This window comes from Erwinia endophytica (genome assembly GCF_009295515.1).
Classification (GTDB): domain Bacteria; phylum Pseudomonadota; class Gammaproteobacteria; order Enterobacterales; family Enterobacteriaceae; genus Erwinia; species Erwinia endophytica.
Genome location: NZ_RQVV01000057.1, coordinates 122,193 through 146,615, shown reverse-complemented (window position 1 = coordinate 146,615; position 24,423 = coordinate 122,193). Strand labels below are relative to the sequence as shown.

General features: G+C 53.9%; 23 protein-coding genes and 1 pseudogene. 5 read left to right on the top strand and 19 right to left on the bottom strand.

Going from position 1 to position 24,423, the window contains the following annotated elements; translation table 11 throughout:
• Position 1 precedes the first annotated feature (1 nt).
• Positions 2-178 (bottom strand): annotated as a pseudogene (locus EH228_RS20600) (hypothetical protein); the annotation flags it as partial.
• A 196-nt stretch (positions 179-374) separates the two neighbouring features.
• On the opposite strand from EH228_RS20600, the gene coaE reads away from it, so the two are divergent.
• From coaE to yacG, 3 genes are read left to right on the top strand one after another with little or no spacing between them, the layout of a single operon-like run.
• Positions 375-986: a dephospho-CoA kinase gene (coaE, locus tag EH228_RS18065; RefSeq protein WP_152323009.1), complete on the top strand. Its 612-nt coding sequence runs from the start codon at positions 375-377 to the stop codon at positions 984-986.
• A 4-nt stretch (positions 987-990) separates the two neighbouring features.
• On the top strand, positions 991-1,734 hold the full coding sequence (zapD, locus tag EH228_RS18060; RefSeq protein ID WP_152323008.1) for a cell division protein ZapD: 744 nt from the start codon (positions 991-993) through the stop codon (positions 1,732-1,734).
• Between the two features lie 13 nt (positions 1,735-1,747).
• Positions 1,748-1,954, top strand: a complete 207-nt coding sequence (yacG, locus tag EH228_RS18055) for a DNA gyrase inhibitor YacG (RefSeq protein ID WP_152323007.1) — start codon at positions 1,748-1,750, stop codon at positions 1,952-1,954.
• A gap of 35 nt (positions 1,955-1,989) precedes the next feature.
• Here yacG and mutT read toward each other — a convergent pair whose 3' ends face one another.
• A complete protein-coding gene (mutT, locus tag EH228_RS18050; protein WP_152323006.1) occupies positions 1,990-2,385 on the bottom strand; it encodes an 8-oxo-dGTP diphosphatase MutT in 396 nt (131 codons plus the stop codon).
• A gap of 214 nt (positions 2,386-2,599) precedes the next feature.
• Here mutT and EH228_RS18045 point away from each other — a divergent pair, with 214 nt between their 5' ends.
• On the top strand, positions 2,600-3,148 hold the full coding sequence (locus tag EH228_RS18045; RefSeq protein WP_152323005.1) for a prepilin peptidase: 549 nt from the start codon (positions 2,600-2,602) through the stop codon (positions 3,146-3,148).
• 61 nt (positions 3,149-3,209) lie between these two features.
• Here the strand turns inward: EH228_RS18045 and secA are convergent, their stop codons facing one another.
• Both secA and secM read right to left on the bottom strand, forming a co-directional pair.
• The gene (gene secA / locus EH228_RS18040) at positions 3,210-5,915 is read right to left on the bottom strand and encodes a preprotein translocase subunit SecA (RefSeq protein WP_152323004.1); all 2,706 of its coding nucleotides are present in this window, start codon (positions 5,913-5,915) and stop codon (positions 3,210-3,212) included.
• 71 nt (positions 5,916-5,986) lie between these two features.
• Positions 5,987-6,490, bottom strand: a complete 504-nt coding sequence (gene secM, locus EH228_RS18035; RefSeq protein ID WP_152323003.1) for a secA translation cis-regulator SecM — start codon at positions 6,488-6,490, stop codon at positions 5,987-5,989.
• A 21-nt stretch (positions 6,491-6,511) separates the two neighbouring features.
• Here secM and EH228_RS18030 point away from each other — a divergent pair, with 21 nt between their 5' ends.
• Positions 6,512-7,021, top strand: coding sequence for a DUF721 domain-containing protein (locus EH228_RS18030; protein WP_152323002.1), 510 nt, complete (start codon positions 6,512-6,514; stop codon positions 7,019-7,021).
• A 10-nt stretch (positions 7,022-7,031) separates the two neighbouring features.
• Here the strand turns inward: EH228_RS18030 and lpxC are convergent, their stop codons facing one another.
• From lpxC to rsmH, 15 genes are all read right to left on the bottom strand, one after another.
• On the bottom strand, positions 7,032-7,949 hold the full coding sequence (gene lpxC, locus EH228_RS18025) for a UDP-3-O-acyl-N-acetylglucosamine deacetylase (RefSeq protein ID WP_152323150.1): 918 nt from the start codon (positions 7,947-7,949) through the stop codon (positions 7,032-7,034).
• A 106-nt stretch (positions 7,950-8,055) separates the two neighbouring features.
• On the bottom strand, positions 8,056-9,210 hold the full coding sequence (gene ftsZ / locus EH228_RS18020; protein WP_152323001.1) for a cell division protein FtsZ: 1,155 nt from the start codon (positions 9,208-9,210) through the stop codon (positions 8,056-8,058).
• A 71-nt stretch (positions 9,211-9,281) separates the two neighbouring features.
• A complete protein-coding gene (gene ftsA / locus EH228_RS18015) occupies positions 9,282-10,538 on the bottom strand; it encodes a cell division protein FtsA (RefSeq protein ID WP_152323000.1) in 1,257 nt (418 codons plus the stop codon).
• Entirely contained in the window at positions 10,535-11,374 is an 840-nt protein-coding gene (gene ftsQ / locus EH228_RS18010; protein WP_152322999.1) for a cell division protein FtsQ, read from the bottom strand. The genes ftsA and ftsQ overlap by 4 nt, the downstream gene beginning before the upstream one ends.
• 1 nt (position 11,375) lies before the next feature.
• Positions 11,376-12,296, bottom strand: coding sequence for a D-alanine--D-alanine ligase (locus EH228_RS18005; protein ID WP_152322998.1), 921 nt, complete (start codon positions 12,294-12,296; stop codon positions 11,376-11,378).
• Positions 12,289-13,764, bottom strand: coding sequence for a UDP-N-acetylmuramate--L-alanine ligase (gene murC / locus EH228_RS18000; protein WP_152322997.1), 1,476 nt, complete (start codon positions 13,762-13,764; stop codon positions 12,289-12,291). The genes EH228_RS18005 and murC overlap by 8 nt, the downstream gene beginning before the upstream one ends.
• Before the next feature lie 118 nt (positions 13,765-13,882).
• A complete protein-coding gene (gene murG, locus EH228_RS17995; RefSeq protein ID WP_152322996.1) occupies positions 13,883-14,950 on the bottom strand; it encodes an undecaprenyldiphospho-muramoylpentapeptide beta-N-acetylglucosaminyltransferase in 1,068 nt (355 codons plus the stop codon).
• A complete protein-coding gene (gene ftsW / locus EH228_RS17990) occupies positions 14,947-16,161 on the bottom strand; it encodes a cell division protein FtsW (protein ID WP_152322995.1) in 1,215 nt (404 codons plus the stop codon). The genes murG and ftsW overlap by 4 nt, the downstream gene beginning before the upstream one ends.
• Positions 16,161-17,477 (bottom strand): UDP-N-acetylmuramoyl-L-alanine--D-glutamate ligase, encoded by a 1,317-nt coding sequence (gene murD, locus EH228_RS17985; protein WP_152322994.1) that lies wholly within the window; start codon positions 17,475-17,477, stop codon positions 16,161-16,163. The genes ftsW and murD overlap by 1 nt, the downstream gene beginning before the upstream one ends.
• A 2-nt stretch (positions 17,478-17,479) precedes the next feature.
• Positions 17,480-18,562 carry a phospho-N-acetylmuramoyl-pentapeptide-transferase gene (mraY, locus tag EH228_RS17980; RefSeq protein WP_152322993.1) on the bottom strand — a complete coding sequence of 361 codons (1,083 nt, stop codon included), beginning with the start codon at positions 18,560-18,562 and terminating at the stop codon, positions 17,480-17,482.
• The gene (gene murF, locus EH228_RS17975; protein WP_152322992.1) at positions 18,556-19,917 is read right to left on the bottom strand and encodes a UDP-N-acetylmuramoyl-tripeptide--D-alanyl-D-alanine ligase; all 1,362 of its coding nucleotides are present in this window, start codon (positions 19,915-19,917) and stop codon (positions 18,556-18,558) included. The genes mraY and murF overlap by 7 nt, the downstream gene beginning before the upstream one ends.
• Positions 19,914-21,401, bottom strand: coding sequence for a UDP-N-acetylmuramoyl-L-alanyl-D-glutamate--2,6-diaminopimelate ligase (murE, locus tag EH228_RS17970; RefSeq protein ID WP_152322991.1), 1,488 nt, complete (start codon positions 21,399-21,401; stop codon positions 19,914-19,916). The genes murF and murE overlap by 4 nt, the downstream gene beginning before the upstream one ends.
• The gene (locus tag EH228_RS17965) at positions 21,388-23,154 is read right to left on the bottom strand and encodes a peptidoglycan glycosyltransferase FtsI (RefSeq protein WP_152322990.1); all 1,767 of its coding nucleotides are present in this window, start codon (positions 23,152-23,154) and stop codon (positions 21,388-21,390) included. Before EH228_RS17965 ends, murE begins: the two co-directional genes overlap by 14 nt.
• The gene (gene ftsL / locus EH228_RS17960; protein WP_152322989.1) at positions 23,151-23,483 is read right to left on the bottom strand and encodes a cell division protein FtsL; all 333 of its coding nucleotides are present in this window, start codon (positions 23,481-23,483) and stop codon (positions 23,151-23,153) included. The genes EH228_RS17965 and ftsL overlap by 4 nt, the downstream gene beginning before the upstream one ends.
• A complete protein-coding gene (rsmH, locus tag EH228_RS17955; RefSeq protein WP_152322988.1) occupies positions 23,480-24,421 on the bottom strand; it encodes a 16S rRNA (cytosine(1402)-N(4))-methyltransferase RsmH in 942 nt (313 codons plus the stop codon). Before rsmH ends, ftsL begins: the two co-directional genes overlap by 4 nt.
• Positions 24,422-24,423: the final 2 nt, after the last annotated feature.

Genomic DNA, 24,423 nt, shown 5'->3' with positions numbered 1-24,423 from the left:
TTCAGCATGCCATAGCGTAATGGGCGAAAAAATTCAGATTTTTACGGTTAAACACCCGGTTCTCCTGCTCTGTGATACAAATGAACGTGGTACATTTGGTCAGTTCTTTCAACGACTCTGCGCCGACACAAGTACGGGCTGAACGCAAACCACCGGGAATATCACCGGTGCGATTGTCAGCGCCAGTAAAGTGACCATTCGCGCTAAAAACCCGCCGACAAAACTGCGATAACCGATTTATTTACACTACAATCGTATCAATTTATCTGGCATTCTCTTATCTGAAACGGATCGTATTCTTGCGCCAGTATTCGTTGTGGTTCGTCGCAACCAATACTGGCGATACTCTATCAGAGCCGCAGGAAAAGAGGCCTATGCGTTATACTGTTGCGCTAACGGGTGGGATCGGCAGTGGGAAAACGACCATCGCCAATGCCTTTGCCGCGCGGGGTGTGGATATTGTCGATGCCGATGTCATCGCTCGTCAGGTCGTGGAACCTGGCCAACCAGCCCTCGCGGCTATTCGAGCCAGGTTTGGTGAAAATATATTACACCGCGATGGCACACTAAACCGGGCCGCGTTACGCCAGTGCATCTTTTCCTCCCCAACGGATAAAAACTGGCTGAATGCCCTGCTGCACCCGCTGATCCATGCGGAAACACGCCGTCAACTGGCGCTCACTCAATCCGCCTGGTGTTTGTGGGTAGTACCACTGTTGGTGGAAAATAATTTACAGCATCTGGCTAACCGGGTGCTGGTAGTGGATATTGATCGCGACACGCAGTTGACGCGAACCATAGCCAGGGACGGTATCAGCCGCGAACAGGCTGAACATATTCTGGCTGCTCAGGCAACGCGCGAACAGCGTCTTGCCGTAGCTGATGACATAATTTATAACGGCGGTTCGATTGATGATGTGACCGCCCGTGTTGCCCTGCTTGACCAGCGTTATCGTCAACTGGCTGGGGCAACAGACCAGGATTAACAGCATGAGCACAACTGTTTTATTTGAATATCCCCTGAATGAAAAAATGCGTACCTGGCTGCGAATTGAATTCCTGCTCGCCCAGTTGGAAAGCAGCCGGGCGATTACCGATCATCGTGACGCCTTGACCTTTTTCCGTAATACTGCGGAATTATTAGACGTTTTTGAACGCAGTGAATTACGTACCGAAATCGCGAAAGAGCTTGATAAACAACAACAGAAACTACGCGCCTGGGCTGAAGTCCCTGGGGTGGACATGGATCTGATTAACCAACTGCGTAGTAGCCTGAAATCACACTCAACCACGCTGATGGCCGCACCACGCATAGGGCAAATGATGCGAGAAGACCGTCTGATTGGACTGGTGCGCCAACGCCTGAGTATTCCCGGCGGCTGCTGTAGCTTCGATTTACCCACACTGCATATCTGGCTGCATATTGAACAGCAAATACGTGATGCCCAGGTGACGCAATGGCTGGACTCGCTGACCCCCATCCGCGACGCATTGACATTGATCCTCAGCTTGATTCGTCAGTCTGGTGAATTCCGTAGCCAGACCAGTCTGAACGGTTTTTTCCAGGATAACGCCGAAGGCGCTGAATTGCTACGTCTGCGGTTGCAACTGGGCGATTCACTTTATCCACAAGTTTCCGGCCATAAAAACCGCTATGCTATCCGCTTTCTCCCGCTCGACAGCGAACGCGGTGAAGTGCCGGGACGTCTCGATTTCCAACTTGCCTGTTGCTAAGGTTTTTTTGCTGATGAATGATGAAGTCATGATTGTGAACTGCCCAACCTGCTCGAAAAAGGTTATCTGGGACGAGTTAAGTCCGTGGAGACCGTTCTGTAGCAAACGTTGTCAGTTGATAGACCTGGGTGAATGGGCTAACGAAGAGAAACGCATCCCCAGCGAAGGGGAACACTCAGAAAGTGATGACTGGAGCGAACTTCCCCGTGAGCGTGACTAATCCCACCCCGCCACTTTTTCAATGGCGGGAGTGAATCATTCGGCTTCAGCTAACAGACGGGCGACAATCGGCACGTTAGCGGGCGGAAACTCCGTCGCGACCAGATCCCGTTGCGCCACCCAGCGCTGAGGCTGCCCCTCTCGTCCATAAGGGGTGCCCTGCCACTTTTCTACCATAAAGAAATGCAGCGTCACCCGCAGTTGACTGTCCTCATGTTCGGACTGATCCCAGGCAACGGCGCTCATGACCTCAATCCCGGTCTCTTCGTATAGCTCACGTTTCAATGCCTGTTCCGGCGTTTCGCCTGGCTCGATTTTACCACCAGGAAACTCCCAAAGATTGCCCATATGCGACTGAGCTGAACGCTTCGCCAGCAAAATATTTTGCTGTTGATCGCGGATGATGCCGACTGCCACTTGCAGATGCTTCATTGACGGTTTCTCTGAACGACTTTACACCCCGTCACTATTCCAGCGATCTCGCTGGATAACAAGCCTGAAACAGCGTGTTACGCGCCTTATCGCAGATTTTTTATGCAACGTCCTGTAATACCGCATAGCCGCCGTCCGCCATAAAGATCCGGTGTATAGTCCTGGCTCAAGGGAACGCTCAGTTGCGACATCAAGGTCAAAAGGAGTAATAACAATGCGCTTTACATGGCGACAGGTTGGGGTTTTCTGGCGCGTGCTGCTGACCCTCCCGGTGGCGTTATTCGTTATCTGGTACATTCCTGGCGACATGCTTCTACAGACTCTGCTGCTAAGCGGGATACTGCTGTACTTATCAATGATCGATATCCGTTTTTTGTTATTACCGGACACGCTGACATTACCGCTGCTGTGGCTGGGACTGCTCAGCAGCGCCCTGGGGCTGTTACCAAAATCGCCACTGGATGAGGCAATTTTCGGTGCTGCGGCAGGCTATTGCTCACTCTTTTTGCTGGCAAAGGGCTATCAACTGTTAAGAGGTCGGGCAGGACTGGGATTGGGAGATGCCAAGTTGCTGGCGGCTCTTGGCGCCTGGCTGGGGCTATACTGGCTTCCCTGGCTGCTGCTGATTGCCTCAGCTATGGGGCTGCTTACGATTATGGCTACCCGTGTGGCCACGGGGCGGCCATTGAATCAACCACTCGCTTTTGGACCATTTTTGGCGCTGTCAGGATGGTTACTGTTTCTCTGGCAATACAGCCGATAACGCGTGGCAATAAAAAAGGGCCGGAAAAAATCTCCAGCCCCTTTAGCCTCACGACCTGCAGTTATGCCAGGCGACCATGGCACTGTTTGTATTTTTTACCGGAACCACATGGGCAAGGATCGTTACGTCCGACTTTACGCTCGCCGGTTTGCTCCGCCAGCGCGATCGCCGCTTCAGTTTCAGTGTCGATGTGACTCAACTGTTGCCGCTGCGCCAGACGCTCAGCTTCTTCGCGACGATGTTCTTCCATCGCCTCCACTTCTTCCGGCATCCGAACCTGAACCTTGCTCAAAGTGCTGATCACTTCATACTTCAGTGATTCCAGCATCGCAGCAAACATCGCGAAGGATTCTCGCTTGTACTCCTGTTTCGGATCTTTCTGCGCATAACCACGCAGGTGGATCCCCTGACGCAGGTAGTCCATCGCCGCCAGGTGCTCTTTCCACAGGCTGTCCAGCGTCTGTAGCATCACCCCTTTCTCGAAGTTACGCATCATCTCGCTGCCGACAATTTCTTCCTTACGCTGATACTGCTCTTTCGCCTGTTCCATGATCCGCTCACGCAGCGTTTCTTCATGCAACTCGGGCTCTTTATCCAGCCATTCAGCAATCGGCAGCACCAGATCGAAATCGTTGCTCAAACGCTCTTCCAAACCAGGAACATCCCACATTTCCTCCAGAGACTGTGGTGGAATGTAGTTGTCTATAGTCGTCTTGAAGACATCGTCACGGATGCTGGCAATGGTTTCAGACACATCAGCCACATCCAACAGCTCGTTACGTTGCGCATAGATCGCCCGACGCTGGTCGTTGGCCACATCATCATATTCCAGCAGTTGCTTGCGAATATCAAAGTTACGGCTTTCTACTTTGCGCTGTGCGTTAGCAATAGCTTTGGTCACCCACGGATGTTCAATGGCTTCACCTGGCTTCATACCCAGTTTCCGCATCATGTTAGTGACCCGGTCAGAAGCAAAAATACGCATCAGCGCATCTTCCATCGACAGGTAGAAACGGGAAGAACCATTATCCCCCTGGCGACCAGAACGACCACGTAGCTGGTTATCAATACGGCGGGATTCATGACGCTCGGTACCGATAATGTGCAGACCGCCTGAAGCGAGTACCGCATCATGCCGAACTTGCCAGGCGCTCTTAATCGCTTCGATCTGTTCGGCAGTGGGTGATTCCAGCGCGGCAATCTCCGCCTGCCAGCTTCCCCCCAGCACAATATCCGTACCACGACCCGCCATGTTGGTGGCTATCGTCACCGCCCCCGGTTGACCCGCCTGCGCAACAATATCCGCTTCACGGGCATGGAACTTGGCATTCAGAACTTCATGCTTAATGCCTTCGCGGGTCAGCGCTTCTGACACGACTTCGGATTTCTCGATCGATATGGTACCCACCAATACGGGCTGGCCCTTGCCGGTACGCTCACGGATATCTTCGATGATCGCATCGATCTTCTCTTTTTCGGTCATGTAGACCAGATCTGGCAGATCTTTACGCACCATTGGGCGGTTGGTCGGTACCACAATGGTTTCCAGCTTGTAGATCGAGCTGAATTCAAATGCTTCGGTGTCAGCAGTACCGGTCATACCCGCCAGTTTCTTGTACAGACGGAAGTAATTCTGAAAGGTAATGGAAGCCAGTGTCTGATTTTCATTCTGAATTTCCACACCTTCTTTGGCTTCCACCGCCTGGTGTAAGCCGTCAGACCAGCGACGCCCCTGCATGGTGCGCCCGGTGTGTTCATCAACGATGATCACTTCACCGTCTTTCACAATGTAGTCAACATCGCGGGTAAACAGTACGTGGGCTCGCAGTGCGGCGGTCACGTGGTGCATCAACATAATGTTGCCTGGTGAGTACAAAGACTCCCCTTCTTCCATGATGCCTTCGCTGACCATCAGTTCCTCAATCGCCACCAGGCCGCGTTCAGTCAGGTGGACCTGCCGCGATTTTTCGTCAACCGAAAAGTGACCTTCCCCCTGGAAGGTGTCGGAGTCTTCTTTGTCCTGACGGATCAGATTCGGAATGATTTTGTTAACTTTGATATACAGTTCAGAACTGTCTTCTGCCGGACCAGAGATAATTAGCGGTGTACGCGCTTCATCGATCAGAATCGAGTCAACCTCATCCACCAGCGCATAATTCAACTTACGCTGCACCCGATCTTCCGGGCTAAAGGCCATATTGTCACGCAGGTAGTCAAAACCGTATTCGTTGTTGGTACCGTAGGTGATATCTGCAGCATAGGCTTCGCGTTTAGCCGGAGCGGGCATACCCGGCAGGTTGATGCCAACCGTCAGTCCGAGGAATTCGAATAAAGCGCGGTTGTTTTCCGCATCACGCTGCGCCAGATAATCGTTCACGGTTACTACGTGAACACCTTCTCCGCTCAGGGCATTCAGATAAGCTGGCAACGTTGCGGTCAGCGTTTTACCTTCCCCGGTACGCATCTCCGCAATGCAGCGATCATTCAATACCATCCCGCCCAGCAACTGGACGTCAAAATGGCGCATACCGAACACGCGTTTACTGGCTTCACGTACTGTCGCAAAAGCTTCCGGGAGCAGGTTTTCCAGCACTTCCCCTTGTTTCAGACGTGCCCGGAATTCACTGGTTTTCACTTTCAGCTCATCATCAGAGAGCTTTTCGAAATCCGGTTCCATCTTGTTAATTTGCTCTACGACTTTGCGCATACGGCGCAACGTACGGTCATTGCTGCTACCAAAAACTTTGGTTAATAATTTGATTAACATAGTAAATACATTCTCTTAGCCACCGCGTTCCGCGGTAAAGCACTAAACCTGGATAGGATAGACAAACAACCTTATGCACCAGAAGTCGGTCCGGCGCGAATACCCCGAACCTCGGCCAGCCACCGGCCAGCCTGATAGTTAGTTTGTACCGTCGCCGGGAGCTGTTCTGTCTGACGGATGATCGCCGGTGGCTTCGCCTCATGGGTCAGCAATGCGTTGAGTGAATCCAACAGCGCCAGCTTCTGCGCGTCGAGCGGCATGACCAGCTCAGCTATGGGCAGGCTGGCAGGTGTTAGCGTGAAGGAGAGATGACGGATAACGGTGCGGATGGCATGCTGATGCCAATAGTCCACATTAAAATTCGGTCGGCGGGCGCTTTCCTGTAGCAAAGCAAGGCTGTCAAAACGCACTACACTGCTAATATTCAGGCTTCGGGATGCGGTTTCTGGTAAGGTAGAGCGATCACTATCCGCGACGTGAGGCAGACCAAGGCTCGCCGCGACCATCCCCAACAAGAGATGCGGCCAGAAATAACGTCTGCCAAATTGTCGCCAACGATTTAGAATACCGATCACTGTTTTCCGCCGGAGTCTGCTATGCGTGATAGTCGCCCGCAATCTATAGAAAATTTATTCGAAGCAACTGAAGGTCAGGGAATGTTGCTATCCATTCAGCAACGCGCCATCGCGCTAAACAAGCTGAACCGTGCGGTGCAGGGGATTCTCCCGGCACAGTTGCATCCCTGGTGCCGCGTGGCAAACTTCCGCCAGGGCATTCTGGTGCTCGAAACCGCTAATGCCAGTTGGATGATGCGCTTACGTTATGAACAATCCAATTTGCTGTCAGCTTTACGAGCGCAAATATTACCATCATTGACGGCAATCGACATCAGGATAAATCCATCATTAGCCGCAAAAGGTCAGGAAAGCAGCAAACCGTCCACCACTGAAAGCCAGTCAACAGGACCAGGACGTCAGCTCAGTGAGCACAGTGCGGAAATTTTACGGAGTGTCGCGAGCCAAAGCCCGGAAAAGTTGAAAAGGACAATAGAACGACTGGCCTCACTGGCCGGAGAGAGTACCAACTCAACCAGTCGTAATAAATAGCGCTGACTTCTTATGCCAGAACCAGATTGGGTGCTCTGAAAGTCACCGGCAGCTCAGCTTCATCTTCGAAGGTTGCCCATTCCCAGGCTTCCTGCTTAGCCAGAACAGCTTGCAGCAACTTATTGTTTAAAGCATGACCACTTTTGAATGCGGTAAACGCGCCAATGATATTATGACCACACATAAACAGATCACCAATGGCGTCCAACATTTTGTGACGGACGAACTCGTCTTCAAAACGTAAGCCATCTTCATTCAATACACGGTAATCATCAACCACGATGGCGCAATCGAAGCTGCCGCCGAGACACAGGCCACGGGATTGCAGTGCTTCAATGTCATGCATAAAGCCGAACGTGCGGGCGCGACTGATTTGACGCGCAAAAGCTTCAGCAGAGAAATCCATACTGTAGCGTTGCGAACTGGCGTCAATAGCCGGATGTTTAAAGTCGATCGTAAAATCCAACGTAAATCCGTTATGCGGCTTCAGTTCAGCCCATTTGTCGCCATCTTCAACCTTGACAGGCTGCTTGATGCGCACAAATTTTTTCGCGCTGTTCAGTTCTTCAATCCCGGCATCCATAAGCAGATAGATAAAAGGGGCGGCGCTACCATCCATAATCGGGATCTCAGGCGCGTCCACTTCCACTACGATATTATCAATGCCAAGGCCCGCAAGCGCTGCATTCAAGTGTTCGACTGTCGAAATACGTACGTCATGCTCATTAACCAGGCAAGTACAGAGCATGGTATCACGCACGGATTTTGCATCAGCCGGGAAATCAACCGGTGGATTCAAGTCAGTGCGACGATAGATGACCCCGGTATTAGCCGGCGCAGGGCATAACGTCAGTGTGACCTTTTTGCCGGTATGTAAACCGACGCCAGTCGCCTGAACCATACGTCTTAATGTCCGTTGTTTGATCATCGCATTATCTCGCAAAGTTACTGATCCGCTCGCCAGCATCATTATAATGCCTGGCGGGCGAGCATTTTAGCACAAAGAGCGGGGAATTCAAATTCCCACTAAACGCCTAGTCCGCCTGCTTGCGCAGGAAGGCTGGAATATCCAGATAATCAGGCTCTTTGTTCGGTTGCGTGCCCGGATCGTTGACCACTTTAGCCGCAGGCTTCTGCTCCTGAGGCAGCGGCGCCATACCGTGCTGCTGGTAGCGATGATCCATCACTGGCTGAGGTTGCTGCTTGTTGGTCACCAGGGTGATTTCAGGACGCTTGTCCATGCCGATACCGGTAGCCACCACGGTGACGCGCAGTTCGTCGTTCATTTCCGGATCCAGCGAAGTACCAATTACCACCGTCGCATTGTCGGAAGCAAACGCACGGATGGTGTTACCCACCGTTTCAAACTCGTCCAGACGCAGATCAAAGCCCGCAGTGATGTTAACCAACACGCCACGCGCGCCAGACAAATCGATGTCTTCCAGCAGTGGGCTGGAGATCGCCATTTCGGCCGCTTCTTCAGCACGATCTTCACCACCCGCCACGCCAGAACCCATCATCGCGTAACCCATTTCAGACATTACAGTGCGCACGTCAGCAAAGTCGACGTTCATCAGCCCTGGACGGGTGATCAACTCGGCAATCCCCTGCACCGCGCCTTTCAACACGTCGTTGGCGGCACCGAACGCATCCAGCAGAGAAATGCCACGGCCCAGCACTTTCAGCAGCTTGTCGTTCGGAATGGTAATCAGAGAATCGACATGCCGGGACAGTTCAGCAATACCTTGTTCGGCAAACGCCATGCGCTTTTTGCCTTCAAAATTGAAAGGCTTGGTCACCACCGCAACCGTCAGGATGCCTAAGTCTTTTGCCACTTCAGCAACAACAGGCGCCGCGCCGGTACCGGTACCGCCCCCCATACCTGCGGCAATAAACACCATGTCGGCGCCTTCAAGTGCCTGACGCAGCGCTTCTCTATCTTCTTCCGCAGAGGTACGGCCCACTTCCGGGTTCGCGCCAGCGCCCAGACCTTTGGTAATCCCGTTACCGATCTGGATAGTCTGACCCACTGCCGTCTTACGTAACGCCTGAGCGTCGGTGTTAACGGCAAAGAACTCTACACCTTCGATGCGTTCACGCACCATGTGCTCTACGGCGTTACCGCCGCCGCCGCCGACGCCGATGACTTTAATCACCGCGTCATTGGTTAATTCCATAGGTTCAAACATAATTTCTCTCCGTTATGTGCCTGTCGCCGGGAGATCATCAATAAGTCTAGCATGATCCCCTTTTCTCAAAATTAAAACTCTTTTCTCAGCCAGCTGTTGATTCGCTTAAACCAGTTGCCCACTGAGGCTCTTTTTTCTACATCAGCCTCACCGTTCAGGTGAGACTCTTTTCCATAATGCAGTAAGCCAACTGCCGTTGAGTAATACGGCTCCTGCGCGTAATCCGTTAATCCAGTAATATTCAGCGGCTGTCCGATACGCACCTGCGTGTGAAACACACGCTGGGCGCACGCTGCCAATCCTTCAATCTGCGCCGCGCCCCCCGTCAGAACGATACCCGCCGCCAGATGATGCTTAACACCTTGCTGGCGCAACTGTTCCTGTAACTGCAGAATCTCGTCATTGACCAGATTCAGCAGTTCGGTGTAACGCGGCTCAATCACCTCTGCCAGCGTCTGACGTTGCAGGCTTCTTGGTGGACGGCCGCCGACGCTCGGAACCTCGACATTTTCGTCTTTACCGACCATTGAACCCAGCGCACAGCCGTGACGAACTTTGATCGTTTCCGCATCGGTTGGCGGTGTACCAAACGCATAAGCGATATCGCTGGTCACCACGTTGCCGGCATATGGAATCACCTTGGTATGACGCAGCGCGCCACCGGTATAAACCGCAATATCCATGGTGCCGCCACCAACATCCACCACGCAGACCCCCAACTCTCGCTCATCTTCTGTCAGCACGGAAAAGCTGGAGGCCAGACCGGCAAAAATCAGTTGATCAACTTTCAGGCCACATCGTTCAACCGCTTTAACGATGTTTTTCGCCATATCGTTGTGGCAGGTGATCAGATGCACTTTCGCCTGCATACGCACACCGGACAAACCCACCGGATTCTTGATCCCTTCTTGATAATCGATCGCGTATTCTTGCGGGATAACATGAAGAATGCGGTGTTCATCACGAACACGGACAGATTTAGCGGTATGTACCACATTCTCCACATCTTCTTGGGTCACTTCCTCTTCGGAAATAGGAACCATCCCTATTTCGTTCTGGCAACTGATATGTTTTCCCGATAATGCAAGGTATACCGAAGAAATCTGGCAGTCTGCCATCAGCTCTGCCTGATCAATCGCGCGCTGTACGCACTTCACGACAGATTCCAGATCGTTTACACCGCCTTTGTCCATTCCACGAGAAGGACAACTGCCCACCCCAATGATGTTAACCATACCATCGGGCAGAATTTCCCCAACCAAAGCAGCGACCTTCGCGGTGCCGATTTCGAGTCCAACTACCAGTTTTCTGTCCGTCGCTTTGATCATTGTTGTTTAGCCTGTGCCTGATTCTGTTGCTTATTACCGTCAGTGGTCTGAATTAATGGCGGTGCCCATCCTACTGCCGCGCCAGAGTCATATCGCAGGTCCACGTAACTGATACGCTTATTTCCTGCCTGTGCCTGTTGTTGCAACGTAGGATAGAGCTGGATAAAGCGCTTCAGCCGCTTCATATCCTCGTTACGCCCCAATTCCAGACGCACATCGTCGCTCAACACCAGTTGCCAGGACCGCCGGGCCGTCATCGACGCCGCTTTTAACTTAAATTTATTGGCTGCCAGCAGGTCGCTCATCTGGTGATATCCGGCCAGAACCTCTGATTCGCTGCCTTCCGGGCCATACAACATCGGCAAATTTTCTTTGGCGATACGGTCCGCCGGCACACTGAAAGATTTTCCTGTAGCATCAACCATATGCAAATCATTCCAGCGAGCTACCGGCACATACTCGACCAGGTGAATTTTTAATTCGTCCGGCCACTGCTTGCGCACACTCACCTGCTGAATCCATGGCAGGCGCTCGATTTGTTGCTGGATAACATCCACGTTCTGCGACATGAATGTTCCCGGCGAACCAAGCGATAAAATCGCCTGGCGGATATCATCATCGGTGGTGAAATGCATCTGCCCGGTCACCACCAACCGTGACAATGGCAGGCGAGAAGCATCGTTCATCCACTTCAGCACCACCAGGCCTCCCGCCAGCATCACTCCCAGCACCATCAATAGAAAAACGATCCCCGCCAGCCGTGTACCATTACTGCGACCAGAGCGCGCTTTTTCCTGCGCTTCGCGGTTGCGGACATTCAGAGCAGCCTGTGACATATCAGTCGGCCAGCTCCAAAATGCGGGCAACCAGTTGCGAGAAACTCATGCCTGCCTGCCTGGCCGCCATCGGCACCAGGCTGTGGCTGGTCATGCCTGGAGAGGTGTTAACTTCCAGCAAGTAAAACTGGCCGTCCCCCCCCATCATCACATCCACCCGTCCCCAACCACTGCAGCCAAGCGCACGCCAGGCCTGCAACACAATGTTATTCAATTCCGCTTCTTTTTCTGCTGACAAACCGCTGGGACAGAAGTATTCAGTCTGGTCAGAAAAGTATTTCGCTTCATAATCATAGAACTCAGAAGCAACCTGAATACGAATAGACGGTAAGATCTCATCGCCGATCACACCAACGGTGTATTCCGGACCGCTTAAAAAAGCCTCGATCAATACCTCATCATCGTGACGGAAAGCTTCATCCAGTGCCGCCTGCAGCGCATCAGCCTGATTGACACGGGTGATACCGACGCTGGAACCTTCACTGCCAGGCTTCACGAACAACGGCAATCCCAGCGCCGCGATACGCGCTTGTGTCTCGCGGCTCAGCCCCGCATCCATTTCCTGACGGTTGATGGCCACGTAAGGCGCAATCGGCAATCCACAGCCCTGCCAAAGCAACTTGGTACGCAGCTTATCCATGGTGATAGCGGATGCCATTACGCCACTGCCGGTATAAGGGATAGCCAGGAACTCGAGCACCCCCTGCAGCGTACCGTCCTCACCACCACGACCATGCAGCGCGATAAAGGCTTTATCGAAGCCTTCTTCTTTCAGACGCATGACCGGGAAATCACGAATATCTACCGCGTGCGCATCGACCCCGGCTTCTTTCAGCCCGGCCAACACCGCGTTGCCTGACATCAGCGAAACTTCTCGCTCAGCAGAAGTCCCCCCCAGCAATACCGCTACTTTCTCAGCCATGATTTTCCCCTTCTTGACTCTGCGGTCGTAATTGCTGATCGGCCAGATTGCGCGCGATGCGCCCAATATTGCCAGCGCCCTGCACCAGGATTAAGTCATTACCGCTCAACTTCGGCGCCAACATTTCCGCGACCGCATCATGATCAGACACCATAATCGGGTCGACCTTGCCACGCCCCCGAATAGTGCGGCACAGTGAACGACTGTCTGCGCCAGGGATTGGCGTTTCACCTGCGGGATAAACATCCAGCATCAGCAACACATCGACCTGCGACAACACGTTAGCAAAGTCATCGTAAAGGTCACGGGTACGCGTATAACGATGCGGCTGAAAAATCATCACCAATTGACGATCAGGCCAGCCCGCACGCGCGGCTTTAATCGTCGCATCAACTTCCGTCGGGTGATGGCCGTAGTCATCCACCAGCATCGCGGTGCCTGCCACGCCATTCACTTCCTGCAATGGATATTCCCCCAGGAAATCAAAGCGACGACCGGTCCCCTGGAAGCTCTCCAGCGCACTGAGGATTTCATCATCATCAATGCCTTCTTCCGTTGCCACCGCAACGGCCGCCGCCGCGTTGAGCGCGTTATGGCGACCCGGCGCATTCAGTGTGACACGCATCAGCGGCTTATCGTGGCGAGCCAGGGTAAAATGTCCCTGCGCGCCATGCTGCTCGTAACTGGCAATCCGCACATCGGCATCTTCACTAAAACCGTACGTGGTAATTTGACGCCCGACACGGGGGATTAAGTCGCGGATAACGGCATCATCGATACAAAGCACAGCACGACCATAAAACGGCAGGTTGTGCAGGAAATTGATAAACGTCTGCTTCAAATTTTCGAAGTCGCCCTGATAGGTGTCCATATGGTCGGCTTCGATATTGGTGACAATCGCCACCATCGGTTGCAGATGCAGGAACGACGCATCACTCTCATCCGCTTCCGCAATCAGGTAACGGCTGCAACCCAGTTTCGCATGGGTACCTGCGGCTTTTACCAGGCCACCGTTCACAAAAGTCGGATCCAGACCACCTTCAGCGTAAATACTGGACACCATCGCGGTAGTGGTGGTTTTCCCATGGGTGCCCGCCACTGCAATGCCATGACGGAAACGCATCAGTTCGGCCAGCATTTCTGCCCGACGAATAACCGGGATACGGGCTTCCCGAGCCGCAATAATTTCCGGATTATCCTGCGCAACGGCGGAGGACATCACCACCACGCTGGCATCACTGACATTCTCCGGTCGGTGGTTAAAATAAATGGTCACGCCAAGTGCGGTCAGATGCTGAGTCACCGCATTAGGAGCCAAATCCGAACCGCTGATTTCATAACCTTCATTCGCCAACACTTCGGCAATACCGCCCATGCCGGCACCACCGATGCCAACAAAGTGAATGTGCCGGACGCGACGCATCTCGGGCACGATAGAACGCAGTTTTGCCAATTGTTGTGTATTCATCTCTTCTGCCTGTCGATATCTCCTGCGCCTTTCACGTGGCCAACACATGGTGCCGCGCGAAATCGCCGGGAGAACACTGCTCGTATAACCATTTTCTGGTCGGCATACCCGACCCTACTCATCCTGTTTGCCGTGCCGCTTTGCTGACGGCCACCGCCACCCGTTCGGTCGCATCGGGAATCGCTACTGCACGCGCTTTTTCAGCCATTTGCCGTAAAACTGGACGATCCCAGCCCACCAGCGTTTCCGCTACCGCCTCCGCAGAAAACTGCGGTTGTTCATAAATCTTCGCTGCGCCGGCTTTTTCAAGCGGCAGCGCATTCCAGTATTGCTGACGATCTTTATGCTGGAACGGAACAAAAATGGCAGGTAGCCCTGCTGCTGCCACTTCACTGACCGTCAGCGCACCTGAGCGACACACCACTACATCAGCCCAGGCGTAAGCCGCAGCCATATCATCAATAAACTCGGTCACTTTATGACCGGTTTGGTTTACCTGCTGGTAAGCCTGATTCACACTGGCCAACGCGCCCTTCCCCACCTGATGCCAGAGCGTAATTTTATCGCCAAGTCGCTCAGCCACTTTGGGCATAGTCAGGTTCAACACGCGCGCGCCCTGACTGCCACCAACCACCAGGACGCGAATCGGACCGGTACGTTCAGCCAGCCGTATTTCAGGCGGAGGCAACGCCAGCACATCCGTCCTCACCGGGTTACCCACTACTTCTGCATTAGGGAAAGCCCCCGGGAACGCCTGCATCACTTTTTTGGCAATCCTGGCCAGCCATTTATTGGTCAGCCCGGCGATACCATTTTGTTCATGCAACACCACGGGAACACCGCAACTCCACGCCGCCAGGCCTCCGGGTCCGGAAACATAGCCTCCCATCCCCAGCACCACATCCGGCTGATAGGACTTGATAATCGCCCTGGCCTGCCGTACCGCGTTGAAAATACGCCAGGGGGCGGCGACCATCGCCCGCAAACCTTTACCGCGCAGACCGCTAATGCGAATAAAATCAATCTCAATACCGTGCTTCGGCACCAGTTCGGCTTCCATACGATCCGCCGTACCAAGCCAACGCACTTGCCAACCCTGCGCCATCAAATGGTGCGCAACCGCCAGCCCGGGGAACACATGTCCGCCTGTTCCCCCCGCCATCACCATCAAACGCTTCCCTTTCATCGACTACCTCGAGTAAACGCCTGCGCTTTGGTCAGTCGCGTTTCATAATCTATACGCAACAAAAACACGATGGCGGTCGACATGATGATCAGGCTGGATCCCCCATAGCTGATCAAGGGCAACGTCAGACCTTTAGTCGGCAACATCCCAGCTGCGGCGCCCACATTAACCAGCGCCTGGAAGCTAAACCACACGCCGATGGAACAGGCAAGAAAACCAGAAAAACGCTGGTCAATCTCCAGTGCGCGACGACCGATGGACATCGCACGAAAAGCGACGAAGAATACCATTAACAACGCTAAAACCACACCGATATAACCCAGTTCCTCGCCAATAATGGAGAAGATGAAATCGGTATGCGCTTCTGGCAGATACTCCAGTTTTTGCACCGAATTACCCAGCCCCTGGCCCCAGAACTCACCGCGACCAAACGCCATTAGCGATTGGGTCAGCTGGTAACCACTGCCGAATGGATCTTCCCAGGGATTCCAGAAAGATGTTACACGGCGCATACGATAGGGCTCAGCCATAATCAGCAGGCAAACCGCAAAAATTCCCGAACCGATAATTGCCAGAAACTGCCACAACTTCGCCCCCGCGAGGAACAACATCGCCAGCGTGGTGACAAATAACACCACTACCGTACCCAGATCCGGTTGTGCCAGCAGCAGAACAGCCAGTACCACCATCACACCCATTGGTTTGCAGAAGCCCCAGAAGTTATTTCGCACTTCATCAACCTTGCGCACCAGATAGCTGGCGAGATAACAAAACAGTGACAACTTCGACAATTCCGCCGGCTGAATACGCAGCGGCCCCAAAGCAATCCAGCGGGATGCGCCGTTGACTGAACTCCCCACCGCCAACACAATCAACAGCATCACCATGGCAACCAGCAGCATGATGTTGCTGTAACGTTGCCAAAAGTCCATCGGCACACGCAGCGTTACCAACGCCATGACAAATGCCAGCGCGATATAAAAAGCATCGCGCTTGGCGAAATAGAACGGATCATCCGACAGACGCTGCCCGACCGGCATCGACGCTGACGTCACCATCACGAAACCGAAAATGGCCAGGCCCAACGTCAACCACAACAGGGTACGATCGTAGAGCACCATTGCGTTGGTATCGTTTTCGCGCGATCCCATTACCCAATCTTTCACCCGGGTGCTCAACCCGCTCACAAGGCTTAGTCCTGTCAAGCGCATCAGCCAAGCTCCTTAGCCAGTTGAGTAAACACATCGCCACGCTGCTCAAAGTTTTTAAATTGATCCAGGCTGGCGCAGGCTGGAGACAGTAAAACCATGTCCCCCGGCTGCACCTGGGCAGCAATTTTCACCATCGCGTCAGCCAGTGTCGCTGTTTGTACCGCTTTCTCTGGGCGCAATGCTGCCAGAGCGGCGCCATCGCGACCAAAACAATAAATCTGCAGGTTATCGGCCTGTAAAAAGCGGGACAACGGGCTGAAATCAGCCGATTTACCGTCACCGCCCAGCAGCAGCCAGAGCGTGCCTTTGACCTGTAGCCCGTTCAGCGCCGCCTCAGTGCTGCCGACATTGGTCGCTTTGGAATCATTAATCCAACGCACACCGTTATGCTCATAAGCCAGTTGGAAACGGTGAGCCAGTCCGGTGAAGGCGGTCAGCGCCTGCAGGCTGGTATTGCGTGGTAAGCCCACCGCATCCGCCAGCGCCAGTGCAGCCAGAGCGTTAGTGAAGTTATGCTGTCCCACCAGCGTCATCTCGTCGGTATTTAACACTTTCTCGCCGTTAACCCGCAGCCAAATGCTGCCCTGTTGATGGTTAAGATGATAGTCGCCCACATCCACCCCAAAGCTGACGCACCGCTTATCCGCACCGCGAACCGGCATAGTCATCGCATCATCAGCGTTAACCACGCACACGGTCGCCTGCTCGTAAATTCGCAATTTGGCGGCGCGGTATTGCTGCATGCCCAAAGGATAGCGATCCATATGATCCTCGGTCACGTTGAGGATCGTGGCGGCGGCGGCCTTCAGGCTACTGGTGGTTTCCAGTTGGAAACTCGACAGCTCCAGCACGTAAAGCTGCGCGGGTTGCTCAAGCAGACTCAACGCAGGCAGGCCAATATTCCCCCCCACGCCGACTTGCCAGCCGGCGGCTTTCGCCATCTCGCCCACCAGAGAGGTAACCGTGCTTTTGCCATTGGAGCCCGTAATCGCCACAATCGGCGCCTGCGCTTCACGGCAGAAAAGTTCAATATCGCCGACAATTTCCACACCGGCATCAGCGGCATCCATCAGGGAAGGATGCGTCAGAGCGAGACCCGGGCTGGCGACAATCAGGTCGGCTTCCAGCAACCAGTGGTCATTCAACGAACCGAGCCAGCATTCAACACTGGAAGGTAATTTGTTCAGTCCTGGCGGCACGACACGGGTATCCATCACGCGTGGCGTCACGCCACGTGCTAAAAAGAAATCAACACAGGACTGGCCAGTAAGACCAAGCCCGATAATGACGACTTTTTTACCCTGATAGTCAGCCATAGTTACCTTACCTTCAGCGTTGCCAGGCCAATCAGCACCAGCATCAGCGAAATAATCCAGAAGCGCACGATAACGCGCGGTTCCGGCCAACCTTTAAGCTCATAATGGTGATGAATCGGTGCCATGCGAAAAATACGCTGACCACGTAATTTGAACGACCCGACCTGCAAGATAACCGACAGGGTTTCCACCACGAACACCCCGCCCATAATCACCAACAGGAACTCCTGACGCAGCAGTACCGCGATAGTTCCCAGCGCCCCGCCCAGTGCCAGGGAGCCCACATCGCCCATGAAGACCTGCGCCGGGTAAGTGTTAAACCACAGAAAACCCAGCCCTGCCCCGACAATGGCGGTACAGACAATCACCAACTCACCGGCGTGGCGCAGATAAGGAATATGCAGGTATTCAGCAAACTTGACGTTACCCGTTGCCCAGGCCACCAACGCAAAACCCGCCGCGACAAACACCGTCGGCATAATCGCCAGCCCATCCAGACCATCGGTCAGGTTGACCGCATTACCGGTCCCCACGATGACAAAATAAGCCAATACCACATAGAGCAGCCCCAACTGCGGCATGATGTCTTTAAAGAAGGGCACCACCAACTCAGTGGCCGGCGTCCCCTTACCGGCGATGTATAACGCAAATGCGACGCCCAGCGAGATAACCGACATCCAGAAATATTTCCAGCGGGCAATCAATCCCTTCGTATCTTTGCGAACGACTTTGCGGTAATCATCGACGAAGCCGATAATGCCAAACCCCACTAACACCACCAGAACACACCATACATAAGGGTTGCCAGGATAGGCCCACATCAATACCGACACTGTGATGGAGAACAGGATCATCACCCCGCCCATGGTTGGCGTACCGCGTTTACTGAAATGTGATTCCGGGCCATCGTTACGCACCACCTGGCCGAAAGACAATTCCTGTAAACGGGCGATCATCCGCGGCCCCATCCACAATGAAATAAACAGGGCAGTCAGCAGGCTGACAATGGCGCGAAACGTCAGATACGAGAAGACGTTAAAGCCAGAATAAAGATTGACCAAATGTTCGGCCAGCCAGACTAACATGTTCCTTTCTCCTGTAAGCTCTGTACTACCTGCTCCATGGCGGCACTACGCGAACCTTTAATTAAAATGGTAATAATGGGCTGCTGCGAGAGCAGGGTTCTGAGACGCGCCGTGACAGTTGCCTTATCGTTGAAATGCTCACCAACGCCGCTGGTATCGCTAATGACTTTACTGAGTGTTCCCACGCTGAGGACTTTATCAATACCCGCCTGACGAGCCGCTTCACCTACCTCACGGTGGCACTTTTCGGCCTCGTCACCCAGCTCAGCCATATCGCCCACCACCATCACACGATAGCCCGGCATGTCGGCCAGTACCTGTACGGCGGCGGTCATTGAGCCAACATTGGCGTTATAACTGTCATCCAACACCAGTTTGCCGTCTGCCAGCGGCAGCGGAAACAACCGCCCCGGCACAGCTTTCAGGCTGGATAATCCTTGCTGGATAGCCTGGAGCGGCACATCAACAGACAGAGCCAGCGCCGCTGCCGCCAGGGCATTCGCCACATTATGGCGACCGGGTAGCGGCAGTTGGATATTGATGCTGCCAGCCGGGGTCATCATCACGAAATGCGTCCCATTGCTGCCCACCTGAATATCGCTGGCTGAGAAATCACTGTCAGCCTGCGGCTGCACCGAGAAGCGCCAGACTGTTTTGCCGTGCAGCACAGACTGCCAGTGTGACCAGTCATGACTATCCGCATTGATGATTGCCGTGCCGTTAATCGGCAATCCCTGAAAAATTTCACCTTTCGCTTTCGCCACGCCCGCCAGCGAGCCAAACCCGGCTAAATGAGCCGCGGCCAGGTTATTGACCAACGCGGTTTCGGGACGCGTAATATGACTGGTATAAGCAATCTCGCCCTGATGATTAGCCCCCAGCTCAATGACTGCGTACTGATGCTGCGGGGTCAGGCGCAACAGCGTAAGAGGCACGCCGATATCATTATTCAGATTACCGGCGGTATAGAGGGTCTCGCCGCATTCACGCAGGATGGCGGCAGTCATCTCTTTGACTGAGGTTTTGCCAGAAGACCCCGTCAGGGCCACCACCCGGGCAGGGGATTGCTGGCGAACCCAGCCAGCCAGTTGGCCGAGCGCGATACGGGTATCGGCCACCACCACTTGAGGAACCGTCACAGGTAAGCGCTTACTGACCAGTAGAGCTGCCGAACCAGCGGCAATCGCCTCACCGACAAAATCATGGGCATCAAAACGCTCGCCCACCAAAGCGATAAACAGGCAACCCATGCTGACGTTACGCGTATCGGTGGTGACTTCAGTGATGTTCAGGTCAGCACCGAACAATTTGCCGCCCGTCAGTTCAGCCAGAGTTTGCAGAGAAAGTGCAATCATGCCAGCCCCCCGATCAGGTTAGCGACCGTAAGCCGGTCTGAATAATCCAGTCGGCGGCTGCCAACAATCTGATAATCTTCATGGCCTTTCCCGGCCACCAGAACAATGTCGCCATCCTGCGCCTGCATTACCGTGTGAGTCACCGCTTGCGCACGTCCCGGCATCACACGCGCCCGTCCGGGATCCAGCAGACCGCTCAGCACGTCAGCCACTATCGCCGCCGGATCTTCACTGCGCGGATTATCATCTGTAATCACCACCACATCTGAGAACTGCTCAGCAATAGCGCCCATTAGTGGGCGCTTACCTTTATCACGATCGCCACCACAGCCGAACACACACCACAGTCGCCCTTTACAATGCAAACGTGCAGCCAGCAGCGCTTTTTCCAGCGCGTCCGGCGTATGCGCATAATCCACCACCACAGTAGGCTTGTCCGGCGCGGTGAATACTTCCATCCGCCCCATGACCGGTTGCAACTGGCGGCTACTGGCAATCAACGACGCCAACGGGTAACCCAGCGCCAGCAAAGTAGCAAGTGCGACCAGCAAATTGCTGACGTTAAACGCGCCCAGCAAACGGCTGTCAATGACGCCATGACCCCAACTGGATTCAAACATCACGCTAGCGCCGTTAGGACGATAATCGACGCGGGTCGCCTTCAACCAGCGCCCACGGCAACCTGGCTGTAAATTATTTTCCATAGTGACGGCAACCGCATCCGGCAGTTTTTCCAACCAACGGCGCCCCACTTCATCATCGGCGTTAATGATAGCCTGCCCCACCTGATGCTCAGAAAACAGCCGCCATTTCGCCGCTTCGTAATGCCTCATCTCACCATGGTAATCCAGATGATCACGGCTGAGGTTGGTAAACGCCGCCGCGGCAAATGGCAACGCGGCCACACGATGCTGGACCAGACCGTGAGAAGAGACTTCCATCGCCGCCAGCGTCGCACCCTGCTCAACCAACGTGTGCAATGTATGCTGAATGTCTACCGCCGAACCCGTGGTGTTCTCTACTGGCACCAACTGGCCATACAGGCCATTGCCGACCGTGCCCATCACTGCCGCGGTTTCACCCAGTAACTGAGCCCACTGCGCCAATAGTTGGGTGGTGGTAGTTTTACCGTTAGTTCCGGTCACCCCAATCAGACGCAGGTTCTCGCCAGGCTGCTGATAAAAACGGCCAGCCAGCGCAGAAAGGCGCTGAGAGAGTTGGGCCAGATAAATCACAGGTACGCCGTGCATCAATGTGATGTCGCCGTCTTCCGCTTCGCCTTCCGCATCCGCGACCACCGCCGCCACGCCCTGGGCGATGGCCTGGGGTATAAAGCGTCGGCCATCCGCCGCATGGCCTTTAACAGCCACAAACAAATCACCGGACGCCGCCAGACGGCTGTCCAGTATCATTTCACGCAGTATCCGCTCCGGGGCGCCAGACACCCAGGGAGCCAGTAAATCGCGCAGATTACGATCGGTCACTTGGTCCCTCACGTCGGTTCTCTACCATGTCGTTTTTGTCATTTTGGGGCAGTGCATCAGGCTCGATGTTCATGGTGCGTAAAACGCCGCCCATAATGGCGCCAAAAACCGGTGCAGAAACTGCACCACCGTAATATTTACCGGCCTGGGGGTCGTTAATCACCACCACCAGCGCAAAACGAGGATGACTTGCTGGCGCTACGCCAGCCGTGTACGCGATGTACTTGTTAACGTATTTGCCGTCCGGCCCAACCTTTTTAGCCGTACCGGTTTTAATGGCGATGCGGTAACCCTTGATGGCCGCTTTCACACCGCCGCCGCCAGGCAACGCCACGCTTTCCATCATGTGCATGACGGTGCGCACCAGGCCTTCATCAAATATGCGCTGACCCGCTACTGGCGGGTCGACTTTGGTAATTGACAGCGGGCGATAGACGCCATAACTGCCTATCGTTGCATAGACTCGCACTAACTGTAACGGCGTTACCATTAGTCCATAGCCGAAAGAGAAGGTGGCCCTCTCTATGTCAGACCACCGTTGTTTTTGAGGATATAAGCCACTGCTTTCTCCGACCAACCCCAAATTGGTCGCCTTACCCAATCCAAAGCGTGAGTAGGTATCCACTAACGCTGAGGATGGCATCGCTAATGCCAGCCTGGAAACGCCGACATTACTCGATTTCTGCAAAACCCCGGTCAGGGTCAGCTCGTTGTAACGGGCCACGTCTTTAATCTCATGGCCGTTAATACGATAAGGAATGGTATTCAGCACACTGTTCTCTTTCACCACACCGCGCTGCAAGGCAGTCATAACCACCATTGGCTTCACCGTTGAACCGGGCTCGAAGATGTCGGTGATCGCCCGGTTACGCATCACATCTTTGGTGACGCCGGACAAGTTGTTCGGGTTATATGACGGACTGTTCGCCATCGCCAGCACTTCCCCGGTATTCACATCCACCAACACCGCCGTGCCTGATTCCGCCTTGTTAAACGCCACGGCATTGTTCAATTCACGGTAAACCAGCGCCTGTAGGCGCTCATCAATGCTCAAGGCAAGGTTATGCGCCGCCCGGCTGTCCACCGAAGAGATATCTTCAATCACCCGGCCATTGCGATCTTTACGCACGGTACGTTCACCGGGCTGACCGGTAAGCCATTTATCAAAACTTTTTTCAACACCTTCGATCCCCTGACCATCGATATTGGTGAAACCGATCAGTTGCGAGGTGACCTGTCCGGCAGGGTAATAGCGGCGGGATTCTTCACGCAGTTTGATGCCGGGGAGCTTAAGCTTTTTGATGTAATCGCCAATGGCTGGATTGACCTGGCGGGCCAGATAAACAAAACGGCTTTTCTGATTGGCGTTAATTCGTGCAGCCAGTTGATCCAACGGGATAGATAGCGCATCCGACAACGCCTTCCAGCGGCTGTCCATGGTAATGCCGCCTTTATCGTTAAGTTCTTTCGGATCCGCCCAGATTGCATTAACCGGCACACTGACCGCCAGGGGACGTCCGGATCTATCGGTTATCATGCCGCGAGAGCTGGGAACAGCCTGCACGCGTAAGGAACGCATATCCCCTTCACGCACCAATCGGTCAGGGTTAATCACTTGCAAATAAGCCATACGAACCAACAATCCTGTCAGTCCGAGGGTGATACAGACGCAAAGCAACGCAAAACGCCAGCTGACAAAGCTGGCTTGATCTTCCGGGCGTTTTAACTTCAGTGTCTTGGCTGCGGCTTTCATTCAGTCCCTAATGGCTGTACCACGATGTTTTCCTGCGATGGATCGACATGCTGCATTTGCAGCTTTTCCGTCGCCATCTTCTCAACCCGGCTATGATCACCGAGAGCATTCTCTTCCAGGATCAAGTTACGCCATTCAATATCCAGCGCATCACGCTCCAGTACCAACTGTTCACGTTGGGCGGTCAGCAGACGGGTTTTATGCGCCGTGGTCACCACCAAAATCGACGAAACCAGTACAGCGACAGCGAGGATCAGTGGAATTTTGCCATGGCGTAACAGATCGCCAGCAATGACTCCCGGCAGGCTATGCCTGTCGTTACTAATCATCTGTTGATCCTCTCAGCGATGCGTAACACTGAACTACGGGCTCGCGGATTTTCAGCCACTTCAGCTTCGCCTGGCATCATCTTACCCAGTACCTTCAGTTGACGACCCCCTAACTGATTTAACTGTTCCTCTGTCATCGGCAAACCTGCGGGAACCTGCGGTCCCCGGCTCTGCTCACGCATAAAACGCTTCACAATACGGTCTTCCAGCGAGTGGAAGCTGATCACCGATAAACGCCCCGCCGGTGCCAACACTGACACCGCGCCTTGCAGTACCTGCTCGACTTCTTCCAGCTCGCTGTTCACCCAAATGCGGATCGCCTGAAAACTCCGGGTCGCCGGATGTTTGAATTTGTCTTTTACTGGCGTAGCGGCATAGATAACCTCCGCCAGTTCTTTAGTGCGTGTCATCGGCTGTTCACGGTTGCGCTCAACGATAGCGCGAGCAATACGCCTGGCGAACCGCTCTTCACCAAAGGTTTTCAGGACGAAAGCGATATCGCTCTCTTCGGCCTGAAGTAGCCACTGCGCGGCCGACAATCCCCTGGTCGGGTCCATGCGCATATCCAGCGGTCCGTCACGCATAAATGAGAAACCCCGCCCGGCATCATCCAACTGCGGCGAAGAAACGCCCAGATCCAGCAAAATACCATCGATCTTACCGGTCAGTCCCCAGGCATCGACATAGTCCGCCAACGCAGAAAAAGGCCCATGGGTGATAGTAAAACGCGAATCGGTAATACCGGCAGCGACTTCTATAGCTTGCGGGTCACGGTCGATGGCATACAGACGCCCTTGTTCTCCCAACTTCGAGAGGATCAGGCGTGAATGTCCACCCCGGCCAAAGGTGCCATCAATATAGATGCCGTCAGATTTGATATTGAGGCCGTTAACCGCCTCGTCCAACAGCACCGTGATATGTTTGAAATTATTTGGCATAG